The following is an 18,572-nucleotide window of genomic DNA, read 5'->3' on the forward strand; positions in this document are numbered from 1 at the left end:
TTTTGCATGAGTCTCAAGCTTAAAATCATACTCGCCGCCATATTACTGGAAATCGCTTTCATTACCCTGGCCACCGTGCTCCCTGCCAGTGATGGCCCGCTTTCCACACTGTTTATCACTGCGCTCGCAGCAGGCCAGTTGGTATTTGTGATATTTGCGGTCACGCTTTACAGCCGCAGTATTCAGACCCGGCTTAAAGAACTCAGAGATGGATTGGAGAAAATCTCCCAGACAGGCCCGGGACAACAGTTAACCATCACCCGGCATGATGAGCTCAGCGAAGTGGAGCAAGCCCTGAACCGTATGTCCAAAACCCTCGAACTGGATCAGGAAAAGCTTCAGGAAAACCTTGTAAAGCAAAAAGATACCAACAACAAATTACAGGAAGAGAGAATTAAGCAAAAAGCGATATTGGATGCCTCACTGGACGGCATTATCTCCATTAACGAACAGGAGCATATCGTCGAGTTTAATCAGGTTGCAGAAAGGATTTTTGGCTACAGCAAAGAGGAAGTCCTTAATCGTCCCATGACTGACTTCATCATACCGGACCAATATAAAGAGCCCCATAAAGCAGGCTTTGCCCGTTTTCTGGAGTCGGGTAAAAGTGTGGTGCTCGACCAACGACTGACCCTGTCCGCCAAGAGACGAAATGGTGAGATCTTTCCCATGGAGTTTTGTATTTCGGCGGTTCACACCCATGAAGGCTACATGTTTATTGCCCACGTCAGAGATGTGAGCGAACAACATAAAGCCGAAACCGAACTCAAGCTCGCCGCTCATGCGTTTTCCAGCAGTGATGCCATGTTTATCTCAGATCTGAACTACAAGGTGATTCGTTGTAACCAGGCGTTTTTGGATATGACCCGACTGGACGAGGAAACCATTCTTGGACAGCATGTCCGACACCTTGCCTGTCGCAGCAACGACAAAGCCACATTGCGCAGCATCTGGATAAAGCTGTGGGAAAAAGGACGCTGGAAAGGCGAAGTGCAGATAAAGCGCGGTGATGCCAGCTTTCCGGCACTGGCGACTGTATCAGCGGTACAGGGACCTAACTACAAAGCGACTCACTATGTATTCCACCTGATAGATATCTCCAAGCAAAAGCAGTATGAGGCCATTCTGGAGCAAGCGAAAGTCGATGCCGAGCGTGCCAGCGTCAGTAAGAGCCGCTTCCTGGCATCTATGAGCCATGAAATCCGCACTCCTATCAATGGTGTGCTGGGCCTGCTGACCATGCTTGAAGATACCGGGTTGAGCGACGACCAGAAAGAGGTGGTCAACACCGCCAAAACATCCGGCAATATGCTGCTGTCGATCATTAATGACGTGCTCGACTTCTCCCGTATGGAGTCAGGTAATCTGCTGCTGGATAATCACGCATTTAACCTGCCTCAAAATCTGCAGCAGACCGCGGAACTTCTGACCCCCTTCGCCAATCGCAAAGATATCCAACTGGACATCAGGCTTGCTGAAGATCTGCCTGAGTGGGTGTCGGGCGATCCGGACCGACTGGCTCAGATCCTGATGAATATCACCAACAATGCCATTAAATTCACTCAGGAAGGCGCTGTCACTCTCAGTGCCACCAGCCAGTGTGGAGAAAATGATCGTCTGATGTTGGTTTGTCGCATTCGTGACACAGGCATTGGCATCGCACCTGAGTTACTACCTCACCTCTTCGATGAGTTCACCATGGCGGATCAAAGCTACTCACGCAGCAAAGAAGGTACCGGCCTTGGCCTTGCCATCAGTGCAAGACTGGTGAAGTTGATGGGAGGTGAAATCGAGGTACAAAGTGAACAGGGAGTCGGCAGTTGTTTTACTATCATTATCCCGCTGACCGAATGCCAGCCTGCAACAGAGCCAGGAGCTCTGATTGAACACCCAAAACCAATAGATGCACAAGCCGACTCAGGGCTATCAGCGCCTAAAACCTCTGATATGCCAGAGTCAGCTCAGAAGACCATGGTGATGGTCGTGGAAGATAACCTGGCAAACTGTATGGTTGTGAAGCATCAACTCCTCAAGGCGGGTTTTGATTTTGTGATCGTTAACGACGGATTTACCGCCCTTGAACTCCTTCATGCCCACAAAGAACAGGGAGACAGTGAGCAACTCCCCCGAAGGCCTGATGTGGTGTTAATGGATATCTCAATGCCCGGCATGGATGGCATGACAACCACCCAAAAGTTAAGAAAAATGCCCTCACCCTACGGAGATCTGCCGGTGATCGCCCTCACCGCCCATGCTCTTGCCGGTGACAAGGAGAAATTCCTGGACGCTGGCATGAACGACTACATAGCCAAACCCACTAACAGAGAAACCCTGGCTAAACACATTAAAGCTCTGCTCCAGGATCAGGACAGTTCAGACGACGCTGCAGGCGTTGGCAACACTGATGACTGGATAGATACAGAAGCGCTCAGACAGCTTGCCGACGACATTGGCGCAGAAGTTCTGCCTGAACTGCTTACCCTCTATATTCAGGACTCTCACCAACGACTGAGAGTATTCGAAACTGCCCTGCTTGAGGGAGACTTTCAAATCCTCGAGTTTGAGGGTCACACACTTGGCAGCAGTGCAGCCGCCCATGGCTGCGCCTCACTGTGCCAGGCCATGCGCAGGGTTGAGCGGGCCTGTCAGGAGAATGACCTTGACCAGGCCAGTGAACTTGCCAGCTCAGCGCTTGAAATTAGCATCCACTCATTCAACGCCCTGGAACAGTGGCTGACTCAATTGCGAATTAAGCTCAACGGCCCGGACGCAGCCTCGGTGGGGTAATGCAAGAGGTAAAAGCCAGCTTTACTGTCTAGACTTAACACATATTTGTTTGGTCAGGGAAAACCATGGAGCGAGATTTGAATATTTTGGTGGTGGAGGATGCCGCGCCGATAGCTAATCAGTACAGGTACTTTCTCAAATATCTCAAGGGTAATATCTGTCTGGCAGCGACCGGAGCCGAAGCGGTATCCTGGGTAGAGTCTTACAAACCCGATCTGGTATTACTCGACCTGAAACTGCCGGATATTGACGGCCAGGAAGTGCTCGGACAAATCAAACAACACCACGAAGATGCGGTTGTTATTATCACGACAGGCCATGGTTCCGTCGATGTCGCCGTCGATATGATGCGTATGGGCGCAGACGACTTTTTGGAAAAACCTGTGTCTGCCGACCGATTGCGTACTACGGTCAACAACCACCTGGACCGGGCCTCGCTGAAAACCCAGCTCAATACCCTCAAAGCGTCGTGCAACAGGGATCAGTTCCATGGTTTTATTGGTAAAAGCATGGTGATGCAAACTGTCTATCGCATTATTGACTGCGCCGCAGCCAGTCAGGCATCCATCTTTATCACAGGTGAGAGCGGCACAGGCAAAGAGGTATGTGCGGAAGCGATCCATAGTCAAAGCCCAAGGCGTGACAACCCCTTTATCGCTATCAACTGTGCGGCCATCCCCAAAGACTTAATGGAAAGTGAGATCTTTGGTCATATCAAAGGGGCTTTTACCGGTGCCTCGTCCGAGCGTAAAGGTGCCGCTCAACTGGCTGATGGCGGCACTCTGTTTCTGGACGAGGTCTGTGAAATGGACACTGAGCTTCAGAAAAAGCTGCTTCGCTTTTTGCAAACAGGCAGATTTCACCGGGTGGGCAGCAGCCAGGAACAGCAGGTTGACGTCCGTATTCTGTGCGCAACCAACCGGGACCCACTGACCGAAGTTCAACAGGGGCGCTTTCGCGAAGATCTTTATTATCGTCTCCATGTAGTCCCTGTGCATCTCCCACCACTGAGAGAAAGAGGCAGCGACATAGTGGCAATAGCCAGGGAACTGCTGGTCAAATACGCCCACGAAGATGGCAAGACCTTTCAGCAATTTTCAGAAGAAGTGGAAAGCATTTTGCGCCGCTATCCCTGGCCGGGAAATGTAAGGGAACTGCAAAATGTTATCCGTAACATAGTGGTGCTTAACAACGGCGATACCGTGTTGCCGGAACACCTCCCCGCCCCTCTGAATGGCTCTGTTGACCGTCCGGCTCAGCGCTGCGCCGACATCACCCCAATTCAAACCATTAACCCGGGACAAGCTTTGGAAGAGCCTTTAATCCGTCCATTGGCAGAGGTTGAAAAAAACGTTATCGAGCAGGCAATCGCTCACTGCGAAGGCAATATTCAGAAAGCCGCCAACTTGCTTGAAGTCAGTCCATCGACCATATACAGAAAGAAGCAAAGCTGGGATGAAGCAGCAGGTTAACAGCAAAGATCAGGTAATGCTGCTGCTGGATAGTCGCAGTCATGGCGGTATCGAAACCCATGTTCTGGAACTGGCAACAGGACTCTCCGGAAGCGGCCAGAGCGTGAGCGTCTGCTTTCTGTGCAGATATGACCAGCCTCACCCGTTACAAGATCTCCTTGAACATCAAAATATACCTGTGAATTATTTTGATGGAACATTGTCAGCAACCCTCAACTACATCAAATTTACTAACCCAACAGTGCTGCACACCCATGGATACAAGGCCGGAATAATTGGAAGAATTGCTGCATCACTGCTCAAAAAACGTGTCATCAGTACTTTTCACGCCGGAGAGATTGGCAGTGGGAAATTAAGGTTCTATGACTGGCTCGACAGGTATACGGCTTTTCTGGCAGATAAGCGTTTGGCTGTCAGCCAGGACATTGCAGCACGGATCCCCTTTGTCAGGGTTGAGCTGGTACGTAACTTTATCAATACCCGTACTCTGGTACCTTCGCGGGGCAAGCAAATAGCCTTCGTTGGGCGACTCAGTGCCGAGAAAGGCCCGGACCGCATGCTGGACTATGCCAAAGCCCTTCCTCATTTGAGCTTTCATATTTATGGTGATGGCCCCGAAAGAGCCAGACTGGAACAATCTGCTCCCGGCAATGTGACCTTTTACGGCTTCTGTAATATGAAGGAGCATTGGTGCGATATCGGCCTGTTGGTCATGCCATCCAGATACGAAGGAATGCCTCTGGCAGCACTTGAGGCGCTTGGACGTGGGATCCCCGTGGCAGCGACCCGGGTTGGCGCCATGGAGCAGCTGATAAGCAACGGCAGCAATGGTTATCTGGTTGAAGAAGCCAACCATAAACTTCTGTCCGCGGCCATTAATACCTGGCACAGTCTCACAGAGGAAAACCGGCAGGAGATTTCTCAAGCTGCCATTGAAACCGTTGAAAGAGGATTCTCTGTCGATGCTGTGCTGCCTTCAATACTCGAAGACTATCGCAAAACTGCCTGAGTCGAATCAATGTGCATTGCAAACTGCGGCCAAACGTTCGCCTTCGCTCACAAAAACCAACTTAACCATCAATATATCAATCACTTAAAAAACTGGCCTAAAGTTTGAAGTCTTGACACTAAACAGGATGTCAAGCGAGGCCAGTATGAAACATTCAGCCAATGAAAAACTCCCAATCTTATATATCCACTATGGTGATCCCTGGTTCAGAGGCAGCGAGAACTGTCTGATAACGCTGCTGAAACTACTGGATAAAGATATCTACCAGCCCATTCTCTGGACAAACAACCCGGTACTCGCTTCCCAGGCCCAGGCTATGGGGGTCGATACTCATGTAGAGGAGTTCTCACTGCTGCTTGGCTGGAAAGCCCCGAAATGGAGCTTTAGCGGATGGTGGAAGCTGTATCTCAAGTGCCGTGACCTGATCCGTCACTATGGCGTCAGTCTGGTACATTGCAACAGCGCAGCACCTATTCAATGGGCATTGATGGCAGCTAAAACCATGGATGTGCCCATGCTCTGTCATCTGCATTCTCCCTATCCTGTCAGGGACAAAATTTCACTTGGTCTGTATCTGTGCCCCACCATAGTGGGGGTCAGCAAAATGGCCACCCACTCAGTTGAACGTGATGGCTACCCGGCATCCTGCGCCAGGGTCATCTATAACGCCATTGATTACTCTGCAATAAAAAACCAGCCTTCAAAACAGCTCAGGACTGAACTTGGGCTAAGCAGTTCAGATATTCTGCTGGCCAGCGTGGGCAGTCTTATTCCCCGCAAACGAATGGACAAGCTCATCAGAGTCACAGCAAATCTCAAAGCCAAAGGGCATCCGGTGCATTTGATGCTGATAGGGTCAGGTCCTGAGCTGATGAAACTGAAATCCCTGACCGCCGAGTTGAACCTCGAGAAGCAAGTGCACTTTGTCGGCGAACAAACCCAGATAGGAAGCTGTCTGAAAAGCGGTGTCGATATCTATGTGACCTGCCCGGAAGAGGAAGCCTTCGGCCTGACGATTCTGGAAGCTTTGTCCCTTAAGGTTCCCGTGGTTGCAGCCCGTGTTGGCGGTATCCCTGAACTGATTGACGCTGATGAAACTGGCGTGCTGTGCGAAGGAGACGTCAACTCTTTCACTGATGCCGTAGATAAGCTTATCCGGGACCCGGCCAAGCGTAAAACCATGGCCCAAACAGGTGCCCTGAGAGCTTACAGCCGCTTCGGCACTGAGCATTTTTACCATGAGTTCCACCGTTTATATCAATCAATGATCTATCAGTCAGGTCATTACCAAAACCCATTTATCCTGGCCAAACTGGCGGCTATGTGTCAGGCAGCCTGTCGCAGTGTCCTTAGGATTTTAGGTAAAAAGCTCAGCCTGACCAGCCAGGTAAGAGAGGTATAGTCATGTCTTCATCCAATTCAAGAAACATTCTTATTATTGATCCCATCCCTTTCAGAGGTGGGTCGAAAACTGCAACAAGAACCATGCTCTCACTGCTTGGAGAGGACTGCAGCTTTACCGTGTTTACCCAGGATCCGGACAGTTGGCAAACGCTGAAGCCAGATACTCACCCATTGTGGCTGCCAGCCTGGATAATGAACAAGGATATGGGACTGCTCTATTTTCTTAAGTTTTTGCTGATCGCCATTCAGGTGCTGGTACGTTGGCCCATGCTGAAAAAACCTGGCTTGATGATAGGTGCATCCGGCCCGGGTATAGATCTGGCCGCTTATCTGGTTCGCTACATGACCGGAACGCCCATTCTGCAACTGATCCACGGACCTGTCGCAACCTCAAAAACCATAGGCAAGTGTTTGATGCAGGCTGAAGCCGTTCACTACCTGCCCGGCTGTAAATCCAGTATCAGACAGGCCCTGGACCGGGCGGGAGCACTCCATGAAGCTATGGTCGAGCCCAGGTATGTCACCATGCTCAATGGCCTGGCTATCGACAGCTGGCCAACCCCGGCGACTCAGGAAACAGAATCAACGCCATCAGTGTTCTGGGCAGCCTCACTGCTGAAGTGGAAAGGCCTGGATCTGCTGACTGCGGCTCTGAACAAAGTCCCCGGGCTCAAAGCCAATATCTGTTACATACAGCCCAAAAATATCGCACTGGACCACTCCGAGATTGGCCAGAATAACGACAGAATCCACTGGTATAAAGAGCCCAAAAACCTCGATGAGATAAGGGCTGCCAGTCATATCTTTGTCTCCACCAGCCAACATGAGCCCTTTGGACTATCAATTCTCGAAGCAATAGCTGCAGGCCAGTGTATTGTGTTACCAGCTGATGGCAGTTACTGGGATAAGGTGTTGGTAGACGGTGCCAACTGTGTCAAATACACGCCTGGTGACAGTCAGGATCTTGCCAATAAACTCAGAATGCTCTGCGACACTCCTCAGTTAGTCACTGAGCTTGGACATTGTGCTGGCTTTATCAGCCGCAACTATCATGCAGAAGCCGTCTATAAGCCCCAACTTCAGGCGATAAGCTATATCCTGCTGACCAGCGCTTCCAATGCTTCCACCGCTACCCGTGGAGTATGGCAGTAATGCACAAGCTAAGGCTCTCCTCACCAATGCAGGCCATGCTGATGTATGGCCTGGGTTTGGGAGTGATGAAAGGCATGTCGCTTATTATGCTTCCCTGGTTAACCAACCTGCTGCCCCAGGCTGAGTTTGGTCGACTGGAACTTATTCTGAGCATAGCGGTTTTTGCCAGCGTCGTTGCCGGCCTGGGGCTTCAGGAAGCCATGTGCCGCTTTATCGGAGAAGCCGCCTCTGATAACCAAAAACACCAGGTGGCATCTGAGTTTTTCGGCTTGTCTCTTGTCGCCTCCAGCGTTTCCCTTCCTCTGCTGTTGGGAGCCGCACTGGCAATCAGCAATTGGTTTCCGCACCTATTCAGTTTCTACGAGCTCTCTTTGGTGTTAAGCCTGCTTGCGTTTGAATCCTGCATTAACCTCCCACTGACCTGGATGCGCATGAAAAATAGACCGGGTCTGTTCTTCCTCGCTACCACAGGTAGAGCTCTGCTTAATGCTGCCCTGATCATTGTTCTGGTCAATATGGGGCGTGGAGTCACAGGAGTACTTGAAGCAGGCTTTATCTCGGCAGTCGTGCAATTGCTGTTGCTTAGCCACTATCAGTATTTGAGTTCAGGTGTTGCTTTGTCGCGTCGATTGGTCAAACCCATGTTTGTGTATGCCCTGCCCCTGGTCGCAACCGGTCTGATGGGATTTGCCCTTAATGGTCTGGATCGCTGGATTCTGCAAACCTATACAGACTCCGAGACCCTGGCCCTTTATGCCGTGGGTGCCAAGTTCGCCCTTGGCCTGGTACTGCTGCAGCAACCCTTCACCCTTTGGTGGTTTCCCCGTCGTTACGATGTCCTGTTTAATCAAGGGCCGGACAAAGCCGCACGCATGACCACACTGGGTATCGCTTGCCTGAGCCTGGTCGCGATCACGCTGTCACTGGCAGTACCCGGGTTTATTCATCTGCTGTTACCCAATGAGTATCAAATGGCCGCGTCCATAGCCGGGCTTCTGCTGCTGGCCGCCCTGTTGAAGGAGGCAGGAGAACTGCTGAACCTTGGCTGTATGAGCAAACAGTCAAGCGAGGTTCAACTTTATATCAACCTCGGTATGGCAATCGTCGGTGTTGGTTTGATGCTGTTATTGGCCGGAACTTTAGGCATATGGGGCGTGGCCCTGGGTCTGACTTCCGCCCAGATGGGCAGACTCCTGCTGCTGTACATCGCCGGCCAGCGTATGGCAGCCATCCCCTATTCTCCCGCGCTGATATTCTTGCTGTTGGGGACCGCCGCAACAGTGTTGGTACTGGCAATGTTTGAGCTCTCCTGGGCCCAAAGAGTACTGGCTTTCTTTGTCGGCTATGCCGTCATTGGCACAGGCATACTGACCTCAGGTCTTATCAGGTTACCCTCCAAATGGCGGGCTGCGGTATGAGGTTGATACTGGACGTAAAAAACCAATTTAACAGCCTGTTTCCGGACGTACCTTCACCGATAGCGCTACTGATGGTCATTGTCAGTGTCTCACTGGCCTGGTATCTGGTTCCCCATCCTTTACTCGCTATCGTCATAGGTCTGGCCCCTTTTGCTTTGCTGTACGTCATTAAAGAGCCGTTTCTTATGGTGCTCCTGTTTGTGATTTTTTCCTTCTTTCGAATCCATGAGGTATTTCCGGTTCTTTACCCAATGAAAGTGCCTCTGATGCTGTCCATAGCGTCACTGTTAACCCTGTTCTGGCATCTGGTGCTATCCCAGTCGATCAAACTCTATTGGTCACCCTGTTTAACCGTACTCTCGGTTTTTGTTGGTCTGGTGATCATAGGGGTTGTTCTTGCCGAGAACCGCTCGCTGGCTATCACCTTTTTCAAGGCTACCTACTGGAAAATTATATTGATGACCTTTGCAGTCACCTATCTGACCCGTACCCCAAGAGATTTTTCCCTGTGTAACCTGCTGATAGGGGTTTCGGGCATATTGGTAGCTTTGGTCGCGATCTCAAATAAGATCAATGGTATCGGCATGGTTGAAGGCACACGGGTCACTATCGGCCGCGCCATTGGCTCTATGCTGGGCGATCCAAACGATCTGGCGCTGGTACTTATGTTTCCGGCGTCATTTGCACTGAGCATGATGATTACCCCCGGCTTACCCAAACTGTTCCGAATATTGGGTGCTATAGGAATGCCACTGAGTTTTTACGCCATTATTGCCACTCAAAGCCGGGGCGGCCTGCTGGGGATGATGGCCATTGTGGGGGTGCTGGTTTACCGCAAGATGAAATCCAAAACCCTGTTCTTTTCACTGGCCACCGCAGGAGCGGTAATACTCTATGCCGTTGCCGGAATTTCTGACCGGGCCTCCGGTGGTGCTGCCGAAGAGGGAATTGACGCGTCAGCTATGGGACGGCTTTACGCCTGGCAAGCCGCTTACCGAATGGCATTCGAAAATCCGCTTACAGGTGTGGGTATCAATAACTTTTACGCTAATTACTATTTCTATTCAGATCACTGGGATGGCCTTAACCATGCGGTGCACAGCACCTGGTTTGGCGTACTGGCAGAAACCGGCATTCTCGGGCTACTGGTATTTCTGGCCTTCATCGGCCTGTCCATCCATACCGCCCGGGAAACGCTCGACAAAATAGAAGCCAACAGGGACAAGTTACCGGCAGTGTTCTACAGCTCAGCTCAGGCTCTGCTTGCTGGCTTTGCCGGAACCATAGTGTCTGGCACCTTTCTCACTCAAGGCTTTAACTGGCCTATCTATCTGTTGGCAGGTCTGGTGGTTGCACTGGCCCAGGCCACCAAGCTTCAACTCGCCTCACTTTCAAAGCCCGGATAATTCATCGCAATTTGCACTTTGAATTTGCTCCAATTTGCAAAATTGAAGCCAGCACTTAATCCAAAAACACCTCTATTGCGCTGTATTTATTGGATTTTAAATAATGGCACAAGCGTTGCTCTTCACAGTGAAACAGAAAAATTTCATTGGAGCAGCATATGTGTGGAATATTCGGAGCAATCAGTACGCAATCAGTCACCCCAAGCCTGCTTGAAGGCCTCAACGCACTCTCATACAGAGGTTATGATTCCAGCGGTTTGGTTGTCGGTGGTGAAACCGGTCTGCAGCTGCGCCGCAGCGAAGGCAAAATCGACAATCTGGTTAAATTGTTGGGCAATTCCCCTCTGGATGGCGGGATAGGCATTGCCCACACGCGCTGGGCAACCCATGGGGACTGTTCTACCCGTAACGCCCACCCTCACATGACGGCTGATGTCGCAGTGGTTCACAACGGTATTATTGAGAACTATCAGTCACTGCGCGCCGAGATGAGTGCTGAGGGTATGACGTTTGAAAGTGATACCGACAGTGAAGTTATCCCCGTGATGGTAAGCTTCTACCTTGCTCAGGGAATGGCTCCCCAGCAGGCCTTGTACCAAAGCCTTTCCCGTCTTGAAGGCAGCTATGCCATAGCCGCCATCTTCTCTTCCCAGCCCGACCGCCTGTATGCGGCACGTAAAGACAGTTCACTGATTATCGCTCAGGGCCAGGCCGGTATTATGTTGGCGTCTGATGTAGTGGCGCTGGGAAACTCTGCAGAACTTATCTGCCCATTGACGGATGGCCAGCTCGCAGTCATTGCCAGCGAAGGGGTCAGGCTCTATCAAACAACTGCGCAAAACACTCAAATTCAAATTGATAATATCCCCTGGCAACCAGCACCCAAATTGGATGTTGCCGATGGCAAGCAGGGTTTTGAGCACTTTATGCTGAAAGAGATTTATGAGCAGGGAGATGTTATTGAGCGCATCCTGAATCACTATCTGGATATCAATGGCCGCCAGCTCAACACAGGCCTGCAACCCGGGCAGAGTGCAGCCATTGAAGCCCTTAATATTGTGGCCTGCGGTACTTCATACTATGCCGCCTGCACTGCCCGCTACTGGTTAGAGTCCATCGCCGGTATTCCCACAGACACAGATCTGGCGTCGGAGTTTCGCTATCGCAACCGTCCAATGAGCAGCCACACCAGCAACCTGTTTATCTCGCAATCCGGTGAGACGGCAGACACCCTGGCCGCACTGAGATATGCCAAGGCAATAGGCTGTCCCTGCTTATCCATGAACAATGTCCCAACCAGCACCATGGCACTGGAAAGCGATACCATATTGCCAACACTGGCGGGCCCCGAAATCGGCGTCGCCAGTACCAAGGCATTTATGGCTCAATTAACCGTACTCCTGTTGCTGTCCATAGATTGCGCCCGACACAATGGCAGCATGGATTTTGATCAGGAACTGTCCCTGATAAAAGCTCTGCATGAATTGCCATCTTTGTTCCACCGTCAGCTTCTGACCCAGGAGCCGATCATTCGCCTTGCTCAGATGATGGCAACAAGCGACCACGCTCTGTTTATCGGTCGCGGTCAGGCCTGGCCTCTGGCCCAGGAAGGCGCCCTTAAGCTTAAAGAGATCAGCTATATCCATGCCGAAGCTTACGCAGCCGGCGAGCTTAAGCATGGCCCTATCGCTCTGGTTGATGAACAGATGCCAGTTGTTGTCATCGCGCCACCCGACGAGCTGCAACCCAAAACCCTCTCCAACCTCAGGGAGGTAGCCTCAAGAGGCGGCAAGATTATTCTCATAGCAGATAGCCAGGCGATTGAAGCTTCATCCGAATTTATCACCGCAGCGATCCCTATGCCCCAGGTGGATCCTGTGCTCTTCCCTCTGCTCTACACACTGCCATTGCAGTTGCTGGCCTACCATGTCGCCAAAGAGAAGGGACTGGATATCGATAAGCCCAGAAATCTCGCCAAATCTGTGACTGTCGAATAAGGAGGTTCTATGTTTGCTTCACTTGCACAAACCAAACACTGGCTGAAAACCAGTGAGCACCCTGCAGTCAAACGCCTGTATCGCGGCCTGAAAACAGTAACGGCAGCAGAACTTCCCAACATAGGTGCGATTAATCGTCCGTTATATGCACTGGTCACTGGTGTGCAACGCTTGCTCAGCACCTTCACCCGGATATTTATCTGGACCCCTGCATTTAAAGGTCGTCTGCAGCAATGTGGTAAGAGACTCAATTTATATGGCGGAATGCCTTTTGTATCCGGCCCGGTGGAGATCAGTCTTGGCGATGATTGCCGGGTAAGCGGAGCCACCACTTTCAGTGGTCGGGTGTGTAGCCCACAGGCTCCGCAACTTATTGTCGGCAGCAATATCGATATTGGCTGGCAAACCACCATAGCGGTCGGCTCCAAAGTCGTGCTGGAAGACAATGTCAGGATTGCAGGTCGCGCCTTTATTTGCGGCTACCCCGGCCACCCGCTGGATGCAGAAGACAGGGCCAGACATCTGCCTGAGCTGGAACACCAGGTCGGCGATATCATTCTTCACAAAGATGTATGGCTGGCCACCGGCGTCAGTGTTATGCCGGGCGTTGAGATAGGTGCAGGCACCATAGTCGCGGCAGGCAGCGTGGTATGCCACAGCCTGCCCGCTGGTGTCATCGCTGCCGGCGTCCCAGCCAAAGTGGTACGGAGTATCACCCCGGATACGGAGTCGCAGTCATGAAACGGGACCTTATTGTATTCGGTGAAGACTGGGGGGGCCTGCCCTCCAGTACCCAACACCTGATAAAACGACTGATGCCCAACTACCGGGTTATCTGGATTAACTCCATCGGCTTGCGCCAGCCCAGAGTATGTTGGCGGGATCTCAAAAGAGCCTGTATAAAGCTGTTAAGCCTCTTTAAATCCTCGCCAAAACCCATGGCTTCTGAAGAGGGTTCAAGTCCGCTGATCCTCAAGCCGATAACTATCCCGGCACCGGAACACCCTGTCACCAGAAAGTTGGCCTGTTGGCTGCTGAAGCTGCAGTTGCAACCTGTGTTTAACCGCCTGGGTATCGACAAGCCTGTCGTCTGGACCTCTTTGCCCACTGCGGTTGATTTCTGCGGCACACTTGAGCCTGAGCATCTTATCTACTATTGCGGCGATGACTTCTCGGCGCTGGCCGGAGTAGACCATCAAACAGTGGCTCGCCATGAAGCCAGATTGATTGAGCAAGCTGACCTTATTCTTGCCGCCAGTCCAACGCTGGCTTCCCGGTTTCCGTCCTACAAGACCCAGTTGCTGCCACACGGTGTCGACCTGTCTTTGTTTACCTCTCCAGCCCCCAGAGCCGATGACCTTCCCCATGATGGTAAACCGGTGGCAGGCTTTTATGGCAGCCTCTCCAGCTGGTTGGACTATGATCTTCTATATCGGGTCGCTTCCCATATGCCGGATTGGCACTTTGTGTTTATCGGCAAACAGGAGTGCGACATAGGGGCTATCCGCAGCCTGCCCAACGTTCATCTGCTTGGCCCCAGGCCCCATGCTGAGTTGTCCAGATACAGTCAGCACTGGCAGGTATCCTTACTGCCGTTCAGGGACACCCCTCAGATAAGGGCATGTAACCCGTTAAAATTGCTGGAGTATCTCGCCGCAGGCAAGCCTGTACTCAGCACCTGCTTTCCCGCCGCCCAGGCGATGTCAGCACAGCTGCATCTGGTCAGGGACACGGGAGAGATGATCCGCACACTGCAACTGCTGCGTCACCCTGAGCAGCGGCCAAAACCGGATCTGAACAATCACAGCTGGGATGCCAGAGCCGCCCAACTGAAAGTGATGATGGAGCGATTATGAAAGGATTGGCTTATCGCGTAATGGTGTTGCTGTGTGCCGCATGGAGGCAGAGGTACATCATAATTATCCCGGCGCTGGTTTTTCCTGTGATTGGGCTGCTCATAGGCGTCGTCAGCCCCAGAGTTTACACCTCTCATACCAGTATGCTTTTGCAGGAAACATCCAAGATGAATCCATTCCTCGAAGATCTGGCTGTATCAGCCATGCTCAAAGAGCGTATGGACAGCATTAAAACCCTGCTCCACAGTCGCCATATTCTCGCGCTGGTATCCAAAGATCTGGGGTTGGTAGACGAAAACTCAAGCGAAGCGCAAGCCAATACTGTTATCAATCAACTCTCAGACGGATTGAGCGTAGCCATGGCTGGAAAGGATCTAATCAGAATCCAGTATGTCTCAGGCAATCCAACACGTATGCAGCAAACCCTGGAAAGTGTCAGTGTGCATTTTATCGAACAGTTGCTGGCGCCAGAGCGCTCCTCAATGAAGGACTCCAGTCAGTTTCTTTCCGGTAATCTTGAGTCTCGCAGAAAGGAGCTTGAGGAAGCGGAGCAACGCCTGGCGGATTTCCGGGGTAAGTACGCAACCGATCTGCCAGAGTTGCAGCTGGATAAGCTGACCCGACTGGCGAAGCTTAAACAGGCCCTGGCTGAGCGTCAGGCCGAACTCGCCGGTGCTGAAAAAAGCCTGGGCAGCCTGGATCAACAGCTATCGCGCACCAACCCGGTTATCGGCCGATTGGAAGAGCAGATTATTTCATTGAGAAGCGAGCTGACATTGCTGCAGGCCCGTTATACCAATAGTCACAGCAAAGTGCAGGCTGTGATGCGCAACCTGTCTGAGCTTGAGCAGGAACGCAAAGCCCTGCTGGAACGAAATCAACAGGGCCTGGATACAGATCAACTCTGGGATATCGCCAGCGTGGCAGCCATGTCCGGTACCGACAGCCGCCAACAACCTCTGCTGATCTCTCAGCTGGAACACCTCCAGACTGAGCGCTCCAACGTCAATGGGTTAAAAGAGGAAGTCAGTAGCCTGGAGAATATGATTGCTGAGTTGGAACAGGACACCAAAGGTTTTGGTGATCGGCAGCAGGAACTGGCCAAGCTGGAACGGGATCTGCTGATAAAACGCCAGATGTACGATGATCTGATGCAAAGATATGAAATGGCCCGACTCACCAGCTCATTGGGAACCTTTGAGCAGGATAAGCGTATCAGGATCATTGACCAGCCTTTTGTCCCTACTCACCCATCCAACCCCCATATCCTGCTGTTCATTTTTGGCGGCCTGTTTGGTGGATTACTGATTGGGGCCAGCATAGGGACTTTCAATGAGATCACGGATACCAGCATACGACTCAAGCAGGAAGTTGAAGACATAACTGGTGCCGTCGTGCTTTGCCGAATCCCCAAAGTTGTCCCTCGCCAGGGAAAACATACATTTGTCGCTGATCCTGTGGGAGAAACGCCCAATGAATCCGTTGCCACTTAATACTATTCTGCTGTTATTGACCTGCCTGTGTTCCACCAGTTTTGCGGCCCAGCAAATTCCCCTTTCGCGGTCGCCTTCCGTGAGCCCAGGGAAAGTCGCCATGACCTTTACCCCAAAGGATGCAGAGAAGCTGACCGGAGCCGTTGACCTGATGATCACCGGCATCAATCAATCCTCTGAGCCTTCGATTGTGGTTTTACGGTTGGACGACAAAGAGAAAGCGCCTTACCACGACAGAGTTAACCTCGAGCGGGTGGTTCCTCCGGGCAAGTTTACCCTCAATCAACTGCTGGGCGGACTCGAAACGCCGGGAAAACGCCCGCTGATAATCCATCAGCTCAAGCAGATTATTGTATTTGCAGCTGATCCTGACACCGTCAGGCTCACAGGTGCCAAATTGGTTCAACACCCGCCTCTGCCCGACGGCTCAGTTGGCTGGGATCTCGGCCCCAAAGGCAGTGCTCTCTGGCCCGGGTTTCAACCCCTGCCCCCCTTCAATACCATGCTCAGGGGCAAGCATATGAGAGCCATTGACCGAGGCGGCAAAATGCAGGCCAGTGAGGGCCTGACCACTGATGGTATTCAGGGGCTGGAAGGAATCAAACTGCCTTTGGCAGCGGGCCCCTGGGCTATAACACTTTGGCTCAGAGATCCCGGCGAGTGGGAATACCTTCCCCCTGTGTATCAAAGGCAAATCACTGTCAACGATACTCTGGTAAGCTCACTCAATTTGTCTGCCGATGATTGGGTCGAACAGGTCTATCTTGGACGCCAGTGGCCCGAAGCTAATCCTGCAGATTCTGGCTACATCAGATATGCCGATGGCCCCAACAGCAAGGTGACCTTTCTGGTGTACAGCCAGGGTCAGGGCATAGATATCAGTATCTCGGGCAATATGCCCCATGCGGGTTATGTCAGCGCCATCCTGGCAGAGCCTGCGAAAGACAGGCAGATATTGATGACAACCCGGGTTCAGGATGCCAGTGACCTGCCCGTTCTGGTTCAGGTTGAACAAGGACGGGAGTTTTGGTGGCGTAATAACTGGCCCCTGTCAGAGAGCTTTAAAGTGAAAAAGCCCCGTGCCAGCAATAAGCTGAATGGCATTGAATGGCTTGAAAAACCACCACAAAAAGCGGCTCCCGGCAGCTGGTTTAATGCCAGCTTCAGGCTCCCGCCCGAGCTGTCACTGCTTGATCTGCAAATCACCACTCCCACCTCGGGTAACCGTGCCCTGCCGGTACAGCTCAGATATGGACACTGGCGCTGGCAACGCAGTGCCCTCAAGTCTACCCTGCTGCGGGCCAGTGACACTTACCTGAAGTCCGGACTGCCCCCTTCAAAAACGCATCCGGGAGGCAGAAAAATTCATCTCAGAGTCAAGGTCCCGCAGTCAGCACCGGGAGGGACTTACACAGGTAACATTGAAGTGGTTTCCAACAAGGGCAGAGTTGAACTTCCTCTGCAGGTGGATGTGATGGACTCGCCTCTTCCTGGTGTTACCCAAACCATAGGCGTCTACCTTGAGCATCAGGTGCAGTACGGCTGGTTTAAACAAACCCAGGCGCTGAGCCAGGCAGCACTGGAGTGTGACCTTAAGTTTCTGCGCGGTCAGGGATTAACATCCGTTGCTCCCCCCTTGCCTACACCTTCAGATCCTCAGGGGATCGCGGCCATGGTTGATGCCATTACCACACTCCGCCGGAATGGCTTCGATGCCCCGGTGCTGGCCTATACCCCTCTCAAACGCTTAATCGCCGCCATGGGCGTGGATCAGGCAGCCACAGTCATCGCCAACCTGAGCAGGCAACTCTCGTCAAAGCAACTGCCTGAGCCGGTTTGGGTCAGCGCAGATGAGCCCTCAAATGCAGACAGCATCAATGACCTCGAAGCCAGCTTCAGATATGTAAAAGCATTCTCGCCTCAGTCCAGGCTGGCCGGTCACCTGAACAACAGTGGTGACAGGAAATGGCTGAACAAGTTTGATCTGCTGCTGCTCAATGACGGCTTTGGAATAGACAAAGACCAACTGGCCAGCATTCCCTCATCCAATGAAGTCTGGTTGTATAACCTCAGCCCCAGGCGCCACGCAGCCGGTTTTTATCTCTGGCAAATCGGCGCCGAAGGCCTGATGTTATGGCACGCCCGTATGCCAACGGCAGATCCCTTTAATCCAACCGATGGTCGCGAATCAGATATCCAGTTTCTATATCCCAGTGTCAGTCCGTGCCCACTGCAGCACGATGTCGATCAGGGGCTGTTTGAGCTGACCGACGGTATCAATGATCTGCAGTGGCTGACCTGGCTTGAACAGCGCGCAAAAAGTGACAGGCAGGCAGGGAAACTGTTGCGCCAACTGAGAAAACAGGTGCCCGACAACTGGGAAGAGATGTCCCGGGTACCTGTATCAACCTTAAATAAATGGCGCGATCGCATTATTGCACTGAGTATTAAAAGCGAAGCTAAAACAGCATCGCAAATTGCAAATATGACACCCCAATAAGCGCAAGAAAAACAGGTAATCAACGTTTAATCATAAACTTACAGCATTGGCACAAGATCTGCTCTGACCTAAGCAGAA

12 protein-coding genes are annotated in these 18,572 nt (G+C 51.9%); all 12 read left to right on the plus strand.

Going from position 1 to position 18,572, the window contains the following annotated elements; all coding sequences use genetic code 11:
* Window positions 1–6: 6 nt before the first annotated feature.
* The 12 genes from ACFOE0_RS16620 (at window position 7) to ACFOE0_RS16675 (ending at window position 18,494) form a co-directional block, all read left to right on the plus strand.
* On the plus strand, window positions 7–2,787 hold the full coding sequence (locus ACFOE0_RS16620) for a PAS domain S-box protein (RefSeq protein WP_248936286.1): 2,781 nt from the start codon (window positions 7–9) through the stop codon (window positions 2,785–2,787).
* Between the two features lie 65 nt (window positions 2,788–2,852).
* Window positions 2,853–4,259 carry a sigma-54-dependent transcriptional regulator gene (locus ACFOE0_RS16625; protein ID WP_248936287.1) on the plus strand — a complete coding sequence of 469 codons (1,407 nt, stop codon included), beginning with the start codon at window positions 2,853–2,855 and terminating at the stop codon, window positions 4,257–4,259.
* Window positions 4,243–5,268, plus strand: coding sequence for a glycosyltransferase family 4 protein (locus tag ACFOE0_RS16630; RefSeq protein ID WP_248936288.1), 1,026 nt, complete (start codon window positions 4,243–4,245; stop codon window positions 5,266–5,268). The genes ACFOE0_RS16625 and ACFOE0_RS16630 overlap by 17 nt, the downstream gene beginning before the upstream one ends.
* A 145-nt stretch (window positions 5,269–5,413) precedes the next feature.
* Complete coding sequence (locus tag ACFOE0_RS16635; RefSeq protein WP_248936289.1) at window positions 5,414–6,670, plus strand: glycosyltransferase; 1,257 nt, start codon at window positions 5,414–5,416, stop codon at window positions 6,668–6,670.
* An 83-nt stretch (window positions 6,671–6,753) separates the two neighbouring features.
* Entirely contained in the window at window positions 6,754–7,824 is a 1,071-nt protein-coding gene (locus ACFOE0_RS16640) for a glycosyltransferase family 4 protein (RefSeq protein ID WP_248936290.1), read from the plus strand.
* Window positions 7,824–9,242 (plus strand): lipopolysaccharide biosynthesis protein, encoded by a 1,419-nt coding sequence (locus ACFOE0_RS16645; protein ID WP_248936291.1) that lies wholly within the window; start codon window positions 7,824–7,826, stop codon window positions 9,240–9,242. The genes ACFOE0_RS16640 and ACFOE0_RS16645 overlap by 1 nt, the downstream gene beginning before the upstream one ends.
* On the plus strand, window positions 9,239–10,648 hold the full coding sequence (locus tag ACFOE0_RS16650; RefSeq protein ID WP_248936292.1) for an O-antigen ligase family protein: 1,410 nt from the start codon (window positions 9,239–9,241) through the stop codon (window positions 10,646–10,648). Before ACFOE0_RS16645 ends, ACFOE0_RS16650 begins: the two co-directional genes overlap by 4 nt.
* A 158-nt stretch (window positions 10,649–10,806) precedes the next feature.
* The gene (gene glmS / locus ACFOE0_RS16655; protein WP_248936293.1) at window positions 10,807–12,645 is read left to right on the plus strand and encodes a glutamine--fructose-6-phosphate transaminase (isomerizing); all 1,839 of its coding nucleotides are present in this window, start codon (window positions 10,807–10,809) and stop codon (window positions 12,643–12,645) included.
* Between the two features lie 9 nt (window positions 12,646–12,654).
* Entirely contained in the window at window positions 12,655–13,386 is a 732-nt protein-coding gene (locus ACFOE0_RS16660) for an acyltransferase (protein WP_248936294.1), read from the plus strand.
* Window positions 13,383–14,501: a glycosyltransferase gene (locus tag ACFOE0_RS16665; RefSeq protein ID WP_248936295.1), complete on the plus strand. Its 1,119-nt coding sequence runs from the start codon at window positions 13,383–13,385 to the stop codon at window positions 14,499–14,501. The genes ACFOE0_RS16660 and ACFOE0_RS16665 overlap by 4 nt, the downstream gene beginning before the upstream one ends.
* A complete protein-coding gene (locus ACFOE0_RS16670) occupies window positions 14,498–15,994 on the plus strand; it encodes a GumC family protein (RefSeq protein WP_248936296.1) in 1,497 nt (498 codons plus the stop codon). Before ACFOE0_RS16665 ends, ACFOE0_RS16670 begins: the two co-directional genes overlap by 4 nt.
* Before the next feature lie 100 nt (window positions 15,995–16,094).
* Entirely contained in the window at window positions 16,095–18,494 is a 2,400-nt protein-coding gene (locus ACFOE0_RS16675) for a hypothetical protein (RefSeq protein ID WP_248936297.1), read from the plus strand.
* The last annotated feature ends 78 nt before the right edge of the window (window positions 18,495–18,572 follow it).

The sequence above is a fragment of the Shewanella submarina genome, from assembly GCF_042646185.1.
In the GTDB taxonomy this organism is placed as follows: domain Bacteria; phylum Pseudomonadota; class Gammaproteobacteria; order Enterobacterales; family Shewanellaceae; genus Shewanella; species Shewanella corallii.

Excerpts from the sequence above, each read along its gene's own strand:
- ACFOE0_RS16625 (WP_248936287.1), top strand. The coding sequence starts at position 2,853 with ATGGAGCGAGATTTGAATATTTTGGTGGTGGAGGATGCCGCGCCGATA.
- ACFOE0_RS16670 (WP_248936296.1), top strand. The coding sequence starts at position 14,498 with ATGAAAGGATTGGCTTATCGCGTAATGGTGTTGCTGTGTGCCGCATGG.
- ACFOE0_RS16645 (WP_248936291.1), top strand. The coding sequence starts at position 7,824 with ATGCACAAGCTAAGGCTCTCCTCACCAATGCAGGCCATGCTGATGTAT.
- ACFOE0_RS16630 (WP_248936288.1), top strand. The coding sequence starts at position 4,243 with ATGAAGCAGCAGGTTAACAGCAAAGATCAGGTAATGCTGCTGCTGGAT.
- ACFOE0_RS16665 (WP_248936295.1), top strand. The coding sequence starts at position 13,383 with ATGAAACGGGACCTTATTGTATTCGGTGAAGACTGGGGGGGCCTGCCC.
- ACFOE0_RS16635 (WP_248936289.1), top strand. The coding sequence starts at position 5,414 with ATGAAACATTCAGCCAATGAAAAACTCCCAATCTTATATATCCACTAT.
- ACFOE0_RS16620 (WP_248936286.1), top strand. The coding sequence starts at position 7 with ATGAGTCTCAAGCTTAAAATCATACTCGCCGCCATATTACTGGAAATC.
- glmS (WP_248936293.1), top strand. The coding sequence starts at position 10,807 with ATGTGTGGAATATTCGGAGCAATCAGTACGCAATCAGTCACCCCAAGC.
- ACFOE0_RS16660 (WP_248936294.1), top strand. The coding sequence starts at position 12,655 with ATGTTTGCTTCACTTGCACAAACCAAACACTGGCTGAAAACCAGTGAG.
- ACFOE0_RS16640 (WP_248936290.1), top strand. The coding sequence starts at position 6,754 with ATGCTCTCACTGCTTGGAGAGGACTGCAGCTTTACCGTGTTTACCCAG.
- ACFOE0_RS16650 (WP_248936292.1), top strand. The coding sequence starts at position 9,239 with ATGAGGTTGATACTGGACGTAAAAAACCAATTTAACAGCCTGTTTCCG.
- ACFOE0_RS16675 (WP_248936297.1), top strand. The coding sequence starts at position 16,095 with ATGACCTTTACCCCAAAGGATGCAGAGAAGCTGACCGGAGCCGTTGAC.